The organism is Lentibacillus salicampi (assembly GCF_004565465.1).
GTDB lineage: Bacteria > Bacillota > Bacilli > Bacillales > Amphibacillaceae > Lentibacillus > Lentibacillus salicampi.
Map to the genome: position 1 here is coordinate 63,623 of NZ_SRHY01000006.1, position 14,789 is coordinate 78,411.

12 protein-coding genes are annotated in these 14,789 nt (G+C 44.8%); 4 read left to right on the forward strand and 8 right to left on the reverse strand.

Annotated elements, in window-relative coordinates; genetic code table 11:
- Positions 1-9 precede the first annotated feature (9 nt).
- A complete protein-coding gene (locus tag E4U82_RS07090) occupies positions 10-1,743 on the reverse strand; it encodes a phospho-sugar mutase (RefSeq protein WP_135109506.1) in 1,734 nt (577 codons plus the stop codon).
- Positions 1,744-1,930: 187 nt separating this feature from the next.
- On the opposite strand from E4U82_RS07090, the gene E4U82_RS07095 reads away from it, so the two are divergent.
- Positions 1,931-3,022 (forward strand): AI-2E family transporter, encoded by a 1,092-nt coding sequence (locus E4U82_RS07095; protein WP_342447723.1) that lies wholly within the window; start codon positions 1,931-1,933, stop codon positions 3,020-3,022.
- A 39-nt stretch (positions 3,023-3,061) separates the two neighbouring features.
- Here the strand turns inward: E4U82_RS07095 and E4U82_RS07100 are convergent, their stop codons facing one another.
- Positions 3,062-3,922, reverse strand: a complete 861-nt coding sequence (locus E4U82_RS07100; protein ID WP_135109508.1) for a GNAT family N-acetyltransferase — start codon at positions 3,920-3,922, stop codon at positions 3,062-3,064.
- 93 nt (positions 3,923-4,015) lie between these two features.
- Between E4U82_RS07100 and E4U82_RS07105 the strand changes: the two genes are divergently transcribed.
- On the forward strand, positions 4,016-4,195 hold the full coding sequence (locus E4U82_RS07105; RefSeq protein WP_135109509.1) for an SE1832 family protein: 180 nt from the start codon (positions 4,016-4,018) through the stop codon (positions 4,193-4,195).
- 241 nt (positions 4,196-4,436) lie between these two features.
- Here the strand turns inward: E4U82_RS07105 and E4U82_RS07110 are convergent, their stop codons facing one another.
- Complete coding sequence (locus E4U82_RS07110; RefSeq protein ID WP_135109510.1) at positions 4,437-6,302, reverse strand: cation:proton antiporter; 1,866 nt, start codon at positions 6,300-6,302, stop codon at positions 4,437-4,439.
- Between the two features lie 430 nt (positions 6,303-6,732).
- On the opposite strand from E4U82_RS07110, the gene recQ reads away from it, so the two are divergent.
- Positions 6,733-8,880 carry a DNA helicase RecQ gene (gene recQ / locus E4U82_RS07115; RefSeq protein WP_135109511.1) on the forward strand — a complete coding sequence of 716 codons (2,148 nt, stop codon included), beginning with the start codon at positions 6,733-6,735 and terminating at the stop codon, positions 8,878-8,880.
- Positions 8,881-9,166: 286 nt separating this feature from the next.
- Here recQ and E4U82_RS07120 read toward each other — a convergent pair whose 3' ends face one another.
- The 4 genes from E4U82_RS07120 to E4U82_RS07135 all read right to left on the reverse strand — a co-directional run bounded on the left by E4U82_RS07120 (position 9,167) and on the right by E4U82_RS07135 (position 12,624).
- A complete protein-coding gene (locus E4U82_RS07120) occupies positions 9,167-9,898 on the reverse strand; it encodes a hypothetical protein (RefSeq protein WP_135109512.1) in 732 nt (243 codons plus the stop codon).
- On the reverse strand, positions 9,888-10,766 hold the full coding sequence (locus E4U82_RS07125; RefSeq protein WP_135109513.1) for an ImmA/IrrE family metallo-endopeptidase: 879 nt from the start codon (positions 10,764-10,766) through the stop codon (positions 9,888-9,890). The genes E4U82_RS07120 and E4U82_RS07125 overlap by 11 nt, the downstream gene beginning before the upstream one ends.
- On the reverse strand, positions 10,744-11,109 hold the full coding sequence (locus tag E4U82_RS07130; protein ID WP_135109514.1) for a helix-turn-helix transcriptional regulator: 366 nt from the start codon (positions 11,107-11,109) through the stop codon (positions 10,744-10,746). The genes E4U82_RS07125 and E4U82_RS07130 overlap by 23 nt, the downstream gene beginning before the upstream one ends.
- A gap of 270 nt (positions 11,110-11,379) precedes the next feature.
- The gene (locus E4U82_RS07135; protein WP_135109515.1) at positions 11,380-12,624 is read right to left on the reverse strand and encodes an aminopeptidase; all 1,245 of its coding nucleotides are present in this window, start codon (positions 12,622-12,624) and stop codon (positions 11,380-11,382) included.
- A 192-nt stretch (positions 12,625-12,816) separates the two neighbouring features.
- Here E4U82_RS07135 and E4U82_RS07140 point away from each other — a divergent pair, with 192 nt between their 5' ends.
- On the forward strand, positions 12,817-13,146 hold the full coding sequence (locus E4U82_RS07140; RefSeq protein WP_135109516.1) for a winged helix-turn-helix transcriptional regulator: 330 nt from the start codon (positions 12,817-12,819) through the stop codon (positions 13,144-13,146).
- 87 nt (positions 13,147-13,233) lie between these two features.
- Here the strand turns inward: E4U82_RS07140 and hutH are convergent, their stop codons facing one another.
- A complete protein-coding gene (hutH, locus tag E4U82_RS07145) occupies positions 13,234-14,721 on the reverse strand; it encodes a histidine ammonia-lyase (RefSeq protein ID WP_135109517.1) in 1,488 nt (495 codons plus the stop codon).
- Positions 14,722-14,789 lie beyond the last annotated feature (68 nt).

Below are 14,789 nucleotides of genomic sequence, written 5' to 3' on the forward strand. Positions count from 1 at the left end.
CTTTAAAAACTAAACAGAGTCAGCACGGCTGATGGCATTTTCCATATCGGTTTTCAATTTACTCAGCTGTTGTCTGCCAGTCTGTTCATCCGGTTCACGAACACCAAAATAACATTTGATCTTCGGTTCGGTGCCTGACGGACGCAGGCAAACCCAGCTGTCATCAGCCAGAATATATTTTACCACATTTTCCTTTGGCAGTCCGATCGGTTCTGTCCGGTCACTGTGAACAGCTTTCCGTTCACCTGCCAGATAATCCTCGACATACGCTACCTGCAGGCCGCCGATCTCTGTTAATGGCTCGTTCCGTGTCCGCGCCATGATGGCAGCAATTTTCTCCGAGCCCTCTTTTCCTTTTAACGTCAGTGATGACATATCTTCCAGGTAATAGCCATACGTTTCATAAAGCAGATGAAGGGCATCAAACAGGGTCTTCCCTTGTTTTTTCCAATAATACGCCATCTCACAGGCAAGGACTGCTGCCTGAACAGCATCTTTATCACGTACGAAATCACTGATCAAATAGCCGTAGCTTTCCTCATAACCAAACACGAATGTTTCATCCGTTGCGTCAAATTGCCGGATTTTTTCACCGATATATTTAAAGCCTGTTAAGGTATCGATCGTTTTAACACCATTGGCATCCGCAATTTTCCGGCCCAATTCGGACGTCACGATGGTTTTTATCATCCGGGCATTCTTCAATAAAACCGGATCGCTATGTGATAAAATATAATCAAGCATCAAGGCGCCCAGCTGATTGCCTGTCAAGACTGCATATTCGCCGGCTGCATCCTGGGCCGCTACCCCGAGCCGATCAGCATCAGGGTCTGTTCCGATTAAAACATCAGCATGTGTCTGTTTACCCAATGCAATCGCCATCGTAAATGCCTGATGCTCTTCCGGATTGGGGGATTCAACTGTGGAAAACTCCGGGTCCGTCACTGCCTGCTCTTCCACCACATCCACCTGATTAAATGTCAGCTGATCCAATCCTTTCAATACCAGATCATGGGCTGTCCCGTGCAGCGGGGTGAACACGATTTGCAGCTCTTTAGCCTTTTGCTGTTCGGCGGCGTCCAGTTTTGATATTCCTGCCAGCTGCTCCAAATAAGCATAATCAACCGTCAGTCCGATCCAGTTGAGCCAGCCCTGTTCTTCGAGTTTGTCCTGTTCCAGATACGGGACCAGCAATTCGTCTTCTGTCTCCCCGATATAGCCAATGATATCACTTGCCTCGTCTGGTGTGATTTGCCCACCATCTTCATTGTATACTTTGAAACCATTGTATTCCGGCGGGTTATGGCTAGCCGTTATCATGACACCAGCAGCCGTTCCCAAATAACGGACAGCAAACGAAAGCAATGGTGTCGGGTGCAATGTCTCAAACACATAAGCTTTAATCCCGTGTGCTCCAAGCACTTTTGCCGTTTCCAGCGCGAATTCTTGTGACATATATCTTGAATCATACGAAATCGCAACACCTCGTTCACCGGCATCCCCGGCGTGAGCCTGCAAATAATTAGCAAGCCCGTCAACAGCCTTCCTGACTGTGTAAATATTCATCCGGTTGGTCCCCGGTCCGAGCACGCCACGCATCCCCCCGGTGCCAAAGGTCAATTCCGTATAAAATGCATCTTCCAGCGTTTTTTTATCAATCATCCCGTCCAGTTCCTGCTTTAATGCGGGATCAAGCTGTTCAAACGAACGCCATTTCTCATAAACCATTTCCCAGTGACTCATGACGACCTCACCCTTCCGACTACAATCTATTACAGGAATTTTATCATACTTTTGATCTGCATTCTATTCTTCTATGTTTACAGGTTTGGCATATAGGAAAAGATAGAAGAATATACTTTCTATTACACGCCGGAGCGGTTAAAATAGATTTAAGCGAATTTCAATAGGAAAGTTGTGATCACACGTGATGCAAAAACGCTGGTTCCAGACGCTGATTGTTCTTATTCTTGTTTTCCTGCTGGTTTTACTCGTATCGGCCACCGACTGGATTTTCGAACCGATCTTTCAATATGTTGGTGCCGTCGCATTTCCGATCATCGGTGCAGGTGTTCTTTTTTACATAACGCGGCCGTTGATGCATTTATTGGAAAAACTGAAAATGCATCGAATCGTTGCCATCCTTGGTGTATTTGTAGTTCTGATAGCCGCTCTGTTCATCATTGCCAGATATATTGTGCCGATTTTGGAAAATCAATTCTCTATGCTGGTCAATAATATACCCGGATGGATTTCAACTGCAGAGAATATTATCGACTACTGGCAGGAAAATCAAAACGTCATCCCGGATGAAGTGAATGAGACCATTAACGAGACTATCAGCAATATTAGAGCCAACGTGCAAACATATATTGAGACGGTCATGTCGTTTATTTTCGGGTTTATTGGCGAATTTATCAGCCTCATGTTTGCACTGATACTGATTCCATTTTTCCTGTTTTTTATGCTGAAAGACGGAGAAAAATTTATCCCGTTCATTACCCAGTTTTTTGAAAAAAAGAAGGCAGACAATATCCGTTCGCTTTTATATAAAATCGATGACAGCCTCACATCCTATATCCAAGGTCAGATGATTGTTGCGCTTTGTATCGGGGTACTTTTGTACATTGGCTATTCGATTATCGGTCTGGACTATGCCATGACACTGGCCATCTTCGGTGCGATCATTTGTGTCATCCCGTTTATCGGACCATATTTAGCTGTCACACCAGCGATTATTGTCGGCTTCTTCCAGGATCCGCTTATGCCGTTGTGGGTCGCGATTGTGATGATTGTGGCTCAGCAGATTGAAGGCAACCTCGTCTCGCCAAACGTAATGGGCAAGGCACTGCACCTGCACCCTTTAACGGTTATTACGATCGTTTTGGCTGCCGGGAGTATCGGCGGTTTTCTAGGTATGTTGTTTGCTATCCCGGTCTATGCGGTGGTCAAAACGATTATCAGCCACTTTTACCACACCTATCAGGATGCACAAAAAGATGAAGAAGATGCGCTGATCTAACAGCGAGCAAAATGGGGCAAGCGGTGATGGCCGGGGTCGTCACCTCTTGTTGTCGGCCAGTTTATATACAACCGATGTGCCAACTTCATAATACCCTATTTTTTTATAAATATTGTTTGAGGTGGGATTGGCCGCATCGGTAAACAGACAGCAAAATTGAAATCCCTCCTGCAGCAATCTTTCCGATAACTTCGCCACAGCAGCGGTCGCGTAGCCTTTCCCTTTGTGTTCATCTGGTGTAAAAACAGCATTGATGGTTGTGCCGTTTTTGGTCTGCCGTGACTGGTTCACCATTGAAACGGCGTTATCATCAACTTTCCAAAGATATAATGACCGTTTTTCAATAAAGACTTCGGCCACATGTCCTGCACGTTCTGCTGACATCGGCTCGTTGGCTTGTTCACCAAATTGCATGAGCCAATTTTTCATTAGTTGATGGTCATTTGGAGTGGCTTCTGTTAAATTCCCCCCTGCATACGAAATAGCATTCACGCGGTCGAGCTGATAAATCAGCTGCTTCATATGTACAGCTGATGTTGAGCCGCGCAGATGCTCCAATTCTTTGATCATAATGTTTGCTTTATCAGGCGGCCCGATAACACCTGGAATATTTTCAGCCTTTTCATGGACGAAGCGTGCTATCTGCCGGATCGCATCATCACCGGTGTTGTCAACATCAGCAAGTATCCAGTTGTTTGGCGGCGTCTGCATGAACGCATAAACAGGTTTATCGTTCAGTTCGACAAGTCCCAGGCAGGCGTTGCTGTGTTTTACAGAATCATCCTGTTCAAGGCGATTCATGATTCCAAGCATCAGATTGTTACATGCCTCTTTTTTAAGCAATAAAGGCTCAACTTTTTGTTTGTAACGGTTAAGCGACGTTTCGAATCTGATTCGCATATGTCTCCCCCTTTATTGATTGCTATTATTTTAACGCATTTGCTTGTTTTGTAAAGGGGCTTTCGGCTACACTGTAATATGGGAGTGATCGTCATGACAAAAGCGCAAATTGAAGCGGAAATAGCTGAGCTGAAATCGGATTATGTACGGATTCAGGGCGACGTGGAAAAAGCCACCTCATTCAGCGTCAATACATCGGCCGGCGAAAAAAAACTGATTGAAATTGAGGAGCGTCTGGCTGAATTGAATAAACAATTGGATGAGATAGAATGACATGGACCGGGTTGCCTGTATGGGCGGCCCTTTTTTTATTGTAATGGGTGTGGAATGATACCTTTGCATTTGGGAACTTATTCTCGTTCTCGCGCTCATGTTTTGTTTTTCTTTGCCCATGTTTTACCATATGGGAACTTACTTTCATCCTCAGACTGATGGTTTCTCTCCGGTTGAAGTTTCCTTTTCCAGGTTGAACTCCACCTACAAAAAAGACTGCCCACACCGGACAGCCCTTTTTTTACGATTTACTTTTCCCATTTCCGTTATTGTTCCGCTGGTTCTCCAGGCGCTGCCGGATTTTTTTCTTTTCTTTAACCGGCGGCGTGAGACTGACAACCGTGTCACCAGGCTCTGGTGTTACCCGCAATTCCTCCGAATAATATTTCATCCTGCCTGATGGCTTCATAATATAGAGCAATACCGTGTCTTCATCTTTCTCATTTAAGTACTGCTTATACGGGTATTGATTGGTAATCGCAGTCTGCCGGAATATATAATGCTCTTTGGTCTTCTGGTTCAGATCGTCAAGGGATAAATCCTGTCTGAAAAGAATCCTCCCGCCGACCTTGTTAACGAGATCACCCATACCATTAAGATCGTGGCGATACGGACTCACTTTAAACACATTTGTCCTGCCATACTCCGGCATGAATGTCGTACAAACAAGGGCATTATAGGAATTATACTCGGTGGCAGCAATCATATATTCATAAGGAATCGTATCCAAATTGTATTCGGTCTGTTCCGATAACATTTCCCCATGATAGAACGGAATCCCTGCTTCACGAGCCTTCCGTAATCTTTCCCAGGATGAATCAACAATAATGACCGGTGCCTTTGCTTTTTGCAGTGATTTTGCCAGATTGACTGTAAAATTATTACTGCCGACAATTAATGTACCTGGTCTTCCTTCCATGGAAAGGTGCAGCTTTTTGGCCAGCCAGCCAATCGAAAATCCGTGGGCAACAACGGTCGTAAATACAAGTGCAAATGTAATCGTTGTGATGATGGTTGCGTCCGCATAGCCGCCTTCACTCAGTATTGAGGCAAAATAACCCGAAACCGTCAGGGCCACAATACCTCTTGGTGCAATCCAGCTGAGCAAAATCTTTTCATTCAGTGCCAAATCTGTTCTGATGGTCGACAAGAAAATAGACAATGGGCGGACGATGAACATCATTAACAGTACATACCCTATGATATTCGGGTCAAATACTTTCAACAGCGTTTCCACTTGCAATGAAGCCGTCAGCATAATGAAAATCGCCGAAATCAATAGAATTGAAATATTTTCTTTAAAATGGCGCATATCCTCAACAGAACTGATGCCCATGTTGGCGAGCGTCATCCCCATGGCAGTTACAGCCAAAAGTCCTGTTTCATGCACGATGACATCTGCAAAGGTAAACGAAGCAATGACAACAATAAACACAGCAGGTGATTTCAGGAAATCCGGAATATGACCTGTTTCAAACATCCAGCCAATGCCCCTGCCACATGCCCATCCCAATATAATCGCGAAAACTGATGCCGCAAAGAAGATGAGCAGTTGTGAACCATCCGGGTTGTTCGACGTCAAAAACGAGATGATTTCAAAAGCAAATACAGCCAGCAGCGCTCCAATCGGATCGACAATGATCCCTTCCCATTTAAGGATTTTTGCGGGGCGCGGTTTCAGTTTGGACTGCCGCAAAAGTGGCATGATCACAGTAGGCCCTGTCACAATAAACAAGCCGCCTATGACAAATGCAGCAGCCCAATTCAAGCCGGCGATATAGTGTGCTGTCAGTGACCCAAGGATCCACGCCAGAAATGCTCCCACTGTTGAAATACGAAAAACCGGACGTCCAAGACCGCGGATTTCCTTGAAACTCAAGTTCAAGCTGCCTTCAAAAAGGATGATAGCAACCGCGACCGATATAATCGGGCTATATAACTCTCCAAAGTCCTCCTCGGGGTTCATAATCCCAAATATTGGCCCAGCAAGCAATCCGGTGATGGACATGACCACTATTGCCGGCATCCGATAGCGCCAGGCAACCCATTGGGAACCAATCCCCAAAAGACCAACCAGCATAACTTCAAACAAAAGAGTTGGAACCATCATCGTCCCCCCTTAAGCGTATATTTTCCTGAAAACCCGATAATAACCGGATTTTCCGCACCAAAGCCTGCACAGGTAAATGCCGCGTGCATACTGTACAGTTCATAAGCTTGGCACAGATGGGAATTCTTTCAGTTAAGATAACGTTATTTTAAATGGCAAGCAGGTTTATGTAAACAATTTTATTTGAAAAAATGACTTCCCATTTCAATAAAACCATCAGAAAACGTCATCAGGCATCCTGAAATTGCGCACACGAGCGGTCATATCAAACAGGCATTAGCCCCCGATTTTGCTTGCCTCAATTGTCGAATATTTTTCAAAAACAGGACCACAGCAGCGTAAATTGCCGGTTATTATTTGGGGATTTTACCAGCTTATTTTCCGCCAAAATATGTTAGGATAGTAAGGGATAAAGGAGAATCGAACCATGTTAGAAAAAGCTGAACAAATCCTGCAGACATATTTTGGCTATGATACCTTTCGTGCTGGTCAAAAACAGACCATTCATAATATTACAGAGAAATATAACACACTAGCCGTGATGCCGACGGGCGGCGGCAAATCACTGTGTTATCAGATTCCCGGCATGGCTTTGGACGGTACCGCGATCATCATTTCACCGCTCATTTCGCTCATGAAAGACCAGGTTGATGCGCTGCATGCTTTGGGAATTCCGGCAACCTACATAAACAGTTCCCTTTCAGCCGGTGAACAACAGGCACGACTGCGGGATATTGAAGCGGGCAGCTACAAATTTGTCTATGTCGCACCAGAGCGCTTCGAGTCGTCCCTATTTATTTCCACGATGCGACACATCCGGATTGCTCTGGTGGCATTTGATGAGGCACACTGTATTTCTCAATGGGGGCACGACTTCAGGCCAAGCTATCGGTCCATTATCCCCAATTTACAACAGCTGCCCAACGTTCCCGTTACAGTCGCATTAACCGCGACAGCTACCGAAGAAGTAATGGCTGACATTCAAACGTTATTACATATTGAAAACCGGCATATTGTTAAGACCGGATTTGAACGGGAAAACCTCGCCTTTCATGTTGTCAAGGGAAAAGATAAGGCGACATACATCCGTTCGTTTATGAACGAACATCAGGATGAATCCGGCATTATTTACACGGCAACGCGAAAACAAGCTGATACCGTACATGAACAATTGACAAAACGTGGCATTTCAGCAGCCAAATACCATGCAGGGCTGTCTGAAAACGAACGCAAAGCGGCTCAGGCGGCGTTTACCCACGATGAAAAAACGGTCATGGTCGCCACAAATGCTTTCGGAATGGGCATCGATAAGTCCAACGTGCGATTTATTATTCACTACGCCATGCCGATGACGATTGAGGCATACTATCAGGAAGCGGGCAGGGCCGGCCGTGACGGGGAACATAGTGATTGCATCCTATTGTTCTCGGCGCAGGATGTTCAGCTGCAGAAATTTTTGATCGAACAGTCGTTGATGGATGAGAATGCCAAACAAAATGAATACCGCAAACTGCAGGCGATGATCAACTATTGCCATACGCACGGCTGCCTGACTTCCTTCATTCTTGATTACTTTAATGATCAGGAATCTGACGGAGGGACTTGCGGAGGCTGCAGCAATTGTCTAAACCGCCGGAACCGTATCGATATCACAGAAGAAGCTCAAATGATCCTGTCGTGCGTCAAACGGATGGGCGAACGCTTCGGAGTAAGCATGACGGCCAAGGTGTTGAAAGGATCGAAGGACAGCCGGCTGCGTCAATTCCAGCTGCATACGGTTTCGACGTATGGCATTCTGTCAGCCTATACGGAAAAACAACTCACGGAGCGGGTTCAATTTTTAGTTGCGGAACAAATGCTGGCAACTCGGGACGGCAAATTCCCGACTTTACAGCTGAATCAAAACTCGGTCGATGTACTGAAAGGCAGGCAAACTGTCTGGATGTACACAGCGCCAATTCCGGCAAATGAACCAACCGATTACCAGGAAGATTTGTTTCAGTCATTACGTGAACTGCGAAAAGAAATGGCCACTGAGCAAGGTGTTCCGCCATATGTCCTGTTCTCCGATGCCACGTTAAAAGAACTCAGCCGCTATGTCCCAGAAACGAAGGAGGACATGCTGGCTGTAAAGGGCGTTGGTAATAAGAAATACGACCAATACGGTGAAGCATTTCTTGCGGTTGTGCGTGACTGGCGCAGCAATCATCCGGATGCGGCAAGACCTGTTAAGATAGCAGGCACTTCCCCTGACCCCAAACGAGAAAAACAGGCAGACGACCGCCCGAGCTACATGATCAGTTATACGATGTTCCGGTCCGGCAAATCGATTCAAGAAATTGCACTCATGCGTGAATTAACCAATCAAACAGTTGAAGGGCATATTTTCAAGGCGTTTAAAGAAGGACATCCACTTGCATGGGAAATCTTTTTTAATCATGACGAAGAATCAGCAGTTTTGGCTGCACGGAGTGAATTGGACGAACCGAAGCTCAAGCCTTTGAAAGAGTCATTGGCGGATGCTTACAGTTATACGACGATTAAGGCTGTGCTGGTGAAAAATGGGTTGATGTGATATCTGTTCAGTCATATAGCAACCTATGAAATAAGTCGATGGAAAGAGTCAGGAAATAAACCTCCCCACTGAGTTGGACGCTCTGGGGAGGTTCAATACCATGTCTGGTTAATTTTGTGGTCATTTATTTAATACCTCCTAATAATTGAACTGCGAAATCCCTGAATAACACTATTTCCGTTTCCATTATATCACATATGATATCTTTATAATAAAGCTATTTATATCCAAACGAGAAATATTCACCCTTTTATGATCAGTTAACGGAAATTTTTTGAACATCCTTTTAAAGCAATGGCGTTGGCTTTCCCCTGCTATTTTTTACAGCATAATCATATAATCGATCCATTCCCATTCGAAAGTCGTTCCAGCTTGGATTTGTTTTCTTTTCATGGCTGGTCAAATAATAGTGAAACTTATATAGGAACCGCATTTCCTTTGAGTCAGCCATTTGCAATTTACTCAAGTAATATATGATTTCATATAGTTTGATCGTGATCAAAGACTCTAAACTGGTTTCCAGGGTGACTGCCTTATCTACTAATCTTAAGGCATTGGAGTCATGGGAGCAAAAGTAGATTAGTTCTTTTACATGAATGTGGGCAAGGGACTTAACCTCGCCGCGGTCGTCTCTATTATCTATTTCCGGTTCATAATTCGTTGAAGCCGCAATTTTTTGCTCAACACCATTACGCAACAAGTGCTCTTCACAAGTCAAGTCGTCGTCTTTCAGCAAAATAAGTACTTGCTGTTGTATTTTTTGTTTAATATAATTTGACAAATTGGGAGTAGTGACAACTTCTTCATAAACAGCCTGATGAATGGCCAAATAGGGAAATGTTTTAAAAAAAGGGTCCAGCCATATCCGTTTATAGAAATTAAAATCAAGACTTGCATTGGGCGTGACTTTAGATCGATCGGATGGAATAAGGAGGTTGGCATCAAGGGGAAGTATTTGACTGAAGTTATCTATCAGTGTGAATAACGCTTCGTTATGATTTTCCAGATCAACCTTCATCTTCTTCCTTCAGCTTCCTCATCAAATCTTCCATGCCACTATCATTTTCGTCTGCCAGCCCAAACTCCCCTATCGTTTTACCAAACAGTGATAAATCTTCTGCTAACTCATCGATTTCAACACCAGAACTCTCGAAATTTTGCAGCATATAATCCAATAAGCGTGCATTGGCTCCTACCTTGTGTGTCTGCTTATTCAGTAACATGAACAAATCTTGATCGAAGCTCATCGCAATTTTATAGTACACACTTGTCTCATTCCTTGCGCTTTGTGACCATAGAGCTTGAAACACAATTTCATCTTTTATGGCACCCACTTCAACCAGGCGGTGAACAATCGCCTTATAAGGCAGTTTATAATCCAGGTGCAGCTTTGCGATAAAGCGTAAAGAAGCGGGTAACTCCCAATTGTCCATGTTTAAGTCATAGTTGTTTTTTATATATATTTCCTCTTTAAGGGACTTGTCAGGCAGCAGGAAAGAGGCGGCAAATTGATTCGCCCTGTGTTCTCTTTTACTTCCTGCGCATTCCATTCTTTGGCATAAGTGTACGTTATCTGTATCCTCAAAATGATGATATAGTTCATGAGCAATCGAGAATAGCTGGGAATCATAATGTTGGGCTGAATTAACGCCGATAAAGAACAGGTTTTGATTCCCTTTCTCTTTTGAAGCCAGGTAAATAGCAGAAAGGGGGTTGTCATCAGTTTTCGGGTCTTTCGGCAAAAAAATGACATTTATATTGAGGTGTTCTGTTAATTGTAAAATGCCATCACCAAGTGGACCCATTCCCAGGTTATACATGTTGCGCTTCTGTTCAACCAACTTTTCCATTTCGTACCGTTCTTTATGATTTAACTGTGAATTCATGATTCATCGCATTCCTTATTCTGACATGTTTTCTTAAACATAGCATCATGGCTGTCATATCTTCAAGCCACTTTTTTTCATTAGGGGTTTCCGCTTTACCCATCATGGCAACAAACACGTTACTTTCTTCCTTCTCGTCAGTAAGGTCATGCAGATTGAAATTCAATACATCCATAAGATTATTCAATTGAGTAATGGATGGAACATGCTTGTTATTTTCAATACGTCCAATTATTTGACGATTGATTTTGGCTTTCTCACCTAGTTGCTCCTGGGTGAATCCTTTCTCCAGACGTTTTTCTTCAACTAAGTTTCCGAGCTTTTCAGCTGATATCTTTTCCATCAGTCATCCCTCCAATTTAATGATACCAAAAGTATCATATAAGTTCAATAAGTTTATATTATGATATGTATAGTAACTTTAATGTCTCTTTTACAGTCAAAACCAGGTCCAAAATTTATAGAATTATTCACCCCTATAATCGTACACTAAATGCAAAAAAGTGGCATGTTTTTTTAAAAAAACATGCCACTTTTTTGCGATAACTTTCGATTATAGATTTGAAGGGGAACCTGTTTAATGGCGAGAGTAGTTCGGTCCCATCCAACACGACTATTCGCCTGTCACGTCCAACGCCCATGTGCCATTCCGAAAAACAGCTTCCGTTGAGCCGTCTTCGAGAACACCGTCAATGTCCAGCTTCTCTGAGCCGATCATGAAGTCAACATGGGTTAAGCTGTCATTCACACCATGCTGATCAAGCGCTTCGTCATCCATTTCCGCGCCACCTTCCAGATTGGTTGGATAGGCCTTTCCTAACGCGATGTGGCACGAGGCATTTTCATCAAACAGCGTGTTGTAAAAAATCAATCCAGACTGGGAGACAGGCGATTCATGGGGCACAAGCGCCACTTCACCTAAACGGGTGGCACCTTCATCCGTTTCCAGCAAATGTTTCAGCGTCTCTTCACCTTGTTTTGCTTTAAAACCCGTCACTTTCCCGTCTTTGAAGGTCAGACTGAAATTGTCGATGACACTGCCGCCGTAGTTGAGTGGTTTGGTACTGGCGACGGTTCCGTTCACATGATATTTATGCGGCAGGGAGAAGACTTCCTCTGTCGGCATGTTCGGGTTGAAGGTCGTGCCCTGTTCCGACACCGCTGAACCGCCTTTCCAAATATGCCCTTCCGGAAGACCAATTTCAAGATCAGTGCCTGGTGCTCTGTAGATCAATTTGGTATACTTTTTTCGATTCAGTATTTTCCGTGCTGTCTTCAATGTTTCATTATGGGCATCCCACGCAGCAATCGGGTCGTCCTTGTCAACACGGACAATTTTCACAATAGCATCCCATAAATGTGCGATCGCATCTTCCCAGGATTTATCGGGAAAAACTTTCTGTGCCCAGTCGCCGGTTGGGATGGAAATGATGGACCAGGTAATTCGGTCATTCATAGTATATTGGCGGAAATTTTTCATGGCTTGTGCGGAAGCCTTATTCGCCATGGCCACCCGGGACGAATCGATATCCTTCAGCAAATCCGGGTTGGTGGAACGTATCGACAGCACTGCCGCTCCGTCTTCCGCATACATATCATGCAACTGAACTTTCCATTCCGGAATATTTCCAATAACCTCGTCCGGTGCGTGTTCATATTTCAATAACGACAATTCATCATCCGACCAATTGATATGTACGTCTTTGGCGCCCATTTCATAAGCTTTCCGTGCAACGATTCTGGTGAAATCAGCCCCTTCAATTGGCGCATTGATCATTAAGGCCTGGTTGTTTTGCAAATTGACCCCTGTCCTTAATGCCAGCTCAGCATATTTTTCCTTTGTTTGTTGATCTATCATACGGTTAACCTCCAACATAGTTTAGTTTCCACCCTTATTATTTCACAAATGAAAAAGATTACCAAACGATACACTGTCCACTAAATGCGGAGTCAAGCGTAATTCCATTTACCTAAAAGAATTAGTGTGTTACAATTGAATCAGGTTACTTTTCGTAATCATATTATCATTAATCAGAGAGAGGTGATGATGATGGCTGATTTATGTCCGCGCTTTGAAGGAGCAATGGGGATCATCAGTAAACGCTGGGTTGGCTTAATACTGTTCGAACTGCTGCATGGTGCCAAACGTTTTACCGAGATGGAAACAGATTTGCCGATAAGTGGACGGTTGCTCTCTGATCGACTGAAAATGCTGGAAAAAGAAGGCATTGTTGAACGCAATATATACTCCGAATTTCCAGTACGAATTGAGTACATCTTATCTGAAAAAGGTAAAGCTTTGGAACCGGTTATTCAGGAGATTCAAAAATGGGCCAATGACTGGGTACCTTCTGAAACGGCTAAAAACACAAATGCATGACAGGAGAGCCTGGCGATTGGGCTCTTTTTTATTGCCTGTGCTTTCGCTTGTTGTCCAATTCGATAACGGATATCCAGTGGGGGCACATCATCCTACTGAATAGCGCATCAACCAATTTTCCATCGCCTCTATATCCCTTGCAAAAATCCTGTCCGCTGAAATGGATGGAACCATCTTCCGGGCATGCTTATAAAGTTCCCGAGTCTGTGAAGCCATTTGATCAACCCCCCGGTGCGTCACCGCCTGCATGGCACAAATCAGTTCAATCGCAACAACACGGCGTGCATTGCCGAGCATCGTGTGTGCATGCCTGGCAGCAATGGTCCCCATGCTGACATGGTCTTCCTGGTTTGCCGATGATGGGATCGAGTCAACGCTTGCCGGGTGTGCCAGTGTTTTATTTTCCGACACGAGTGATGCAGCAGTGTATTGCATGATCATGGCGCCGGACTCCAGACCGGGATTCGGGCTGAGGAAAGGCGGCAAATCGTTCAGCTGCGGGTTCACCAACCGCTCAATTCGACGTTCGGCAATATTGGCCGTCTCCGCAATTCCCAGCTTTAAAAAGTCCATCGCCAATGCAATCGGTTCGCCGTGAAAGTTGCCACCGGAAATCGCTTGATTCGTTTCCGGGAAAATAAGCGGATTGTCTGTGACGGCGTTAATCTCTATCTCCAGTTTCTCCCTTACATAGTTTAACGTCTGCCATGACGCTCCCAACACTTGCGGTATGCATCTTAATGAATAGGCATCCTGCACCCGTTTTTCACCTTGTCTTGTCGTAAGGCGGCTATCTTGTAATAAGCTACGGATACGTGCGGCCACATCGACTTGTTCCTGATGTCCACGCAGCCGATGGACATCAGGAGCAAAAGCGTCAATAATGCCATGCAATCCCTCTAATGTCATAGACGCAATCTGTTCGCTCTGATTCAGGAGTCTTTCCATTTCCAGACACGTGACAACACCGACTGCTGTCATCGCCTGTGTCCCGTTGATCAGTGCCAGTCCTTCCTTTGCTTGCAGTGTGACCGGCTCAATCGATGCATCACGAAGCGCATCCGAGGCTGCTAATGGCTTACCTTGATAAAAGACATCCCCCTCCCCTAAGAGTGGCAGTGCGAGGTGAGCCAGTGGTGCGAGATCCCCGCTGGCCCCCAATGATCCCTGCTGCGGCACAACCGGATGAATTCCCGCGTTGAGTAACGCAAGCATTTGCCTGATCAATATCGGCCGGACACCAGAATGCCCTCTTATAAGTGCATTGGCACGCAGCAGAAGCATCGTCCGGCTGATGGTTTCTGAAAATGGCTCGCCAACACCACACGCATGGGAATGAATCAGATTCAGCTGCAGCGTTTCCAAATCTGCCTCGTCAATGATCACATCACTAAACTTCCCGAATCCTGTATTGATGCCGTACACCGTTTCCTTTTCGCTAACCATAGCTTCCACCGTTTCCCTGCTTTTCGAAACCGTGTTTTCCGTTCCCTTTGACAACTCCGCGGATTCCCTATCCATAACAATCCGCTTCACCTCATCAAGTGTCAGCGTTTCACCCGTTAAAATAACCATACCACACCTCCATATTATTGCGTTACTCGATTAAAGTGCACAAAAAAAGAGGCAATGGCGGTTAAACC

What these genes read in the sequence shown, in the direction of transcription:
- E4U82_RS07130 (WP_135109514.1), bottom strand. Translation starts at nt 11,109, where the DNA reads ATGGAAAAGATATCAGCTGAAAAGCTCGGAAACTTAGTTGAAGAAAAA.
- E4U82_RS07125 (WP_135109513.1), bottom strand. Translation starts at nt 10,766, where the DNA reads ATGAATTCACAGTTAAATCATAAAGAACGGTACGAAATGGAAAAGTTG.
- E4U82_RS07120 (WP_135109512.1), bottom strand. Translation starts at nt 9,898, where the DNA reads ATGAAGGTTGATCTGGAAAATCATAACGAAGCGTTATTCACACTGATA.
- recQ (WP_135109511.1), top strand. Translation starts at nt 6,733, where the DNA reads ATGTTAGAAAAAGCTGAACAAATCCTGCAGACATATTTTGGCTATGAT.
- E4U82_RS07140 (WP_135109516.1), top strand. Translation starts at nt 12,817, where the DNA reads ATGGCTGATTTATGTCCGCGCTTTGAAGGAGCAATGGGGATCATCAGT.
- E4U82_RS07100 (WP_135109508.1), bottom strand. Translation starts at nt 3,922, where the DNA reads ATGCGAATCAGATTCGAAACGTCGCTTAACCGTTACAAACAAAAAGTT.
- E4U82_RS07110 (WP_135109510.1), bottom strand. Translation starts at nt 6,302, where the DNA reads ATGGTTCCAACTCTTTTGTTTGAAGTTATGCTGGTTGGTCTTTTGGGG.
- E4U82_RS07090 (WP_135109506.1), bottom strand. Translation starts at nt 1,743, where the DNA reads ATGAGTCACTGGGAAATGGTTTATGAGAAATGGCGTTCGTTTGAACAG.
- E4U82_RS07095 (WP_342447723.1), top strand. Translation starts at nt 1,931, where the DNA reads ATGCAAAAACGCTGGTTCCAGACGCTGATTGTTCTTATTCTTGTTTTC.
- E4U82_RS07105 (WP_135109509.1), top strand. Translation starts at nt 4,016, where the DNA reads ATGACAAAAGCGCAAATTGAAGCGGAAATAGCTGAGCTGAAATCGGAT.
- E4U82_RS07135 (WP_135109515.1), bottom strand. Translation starts at nt 12,624, where the DNA reads ATGATAGATCAACAAACAAAGGAAAAATATGCTGAGCTGGCATTAAGG.
- hutH (WP_135109517.1), bottom strand. Translation starts at nt 14,721, where the DNA reads ATGGTTATTTTAACGGGTGAAACGCTGACACTTGATGAGGTGAAGCGG.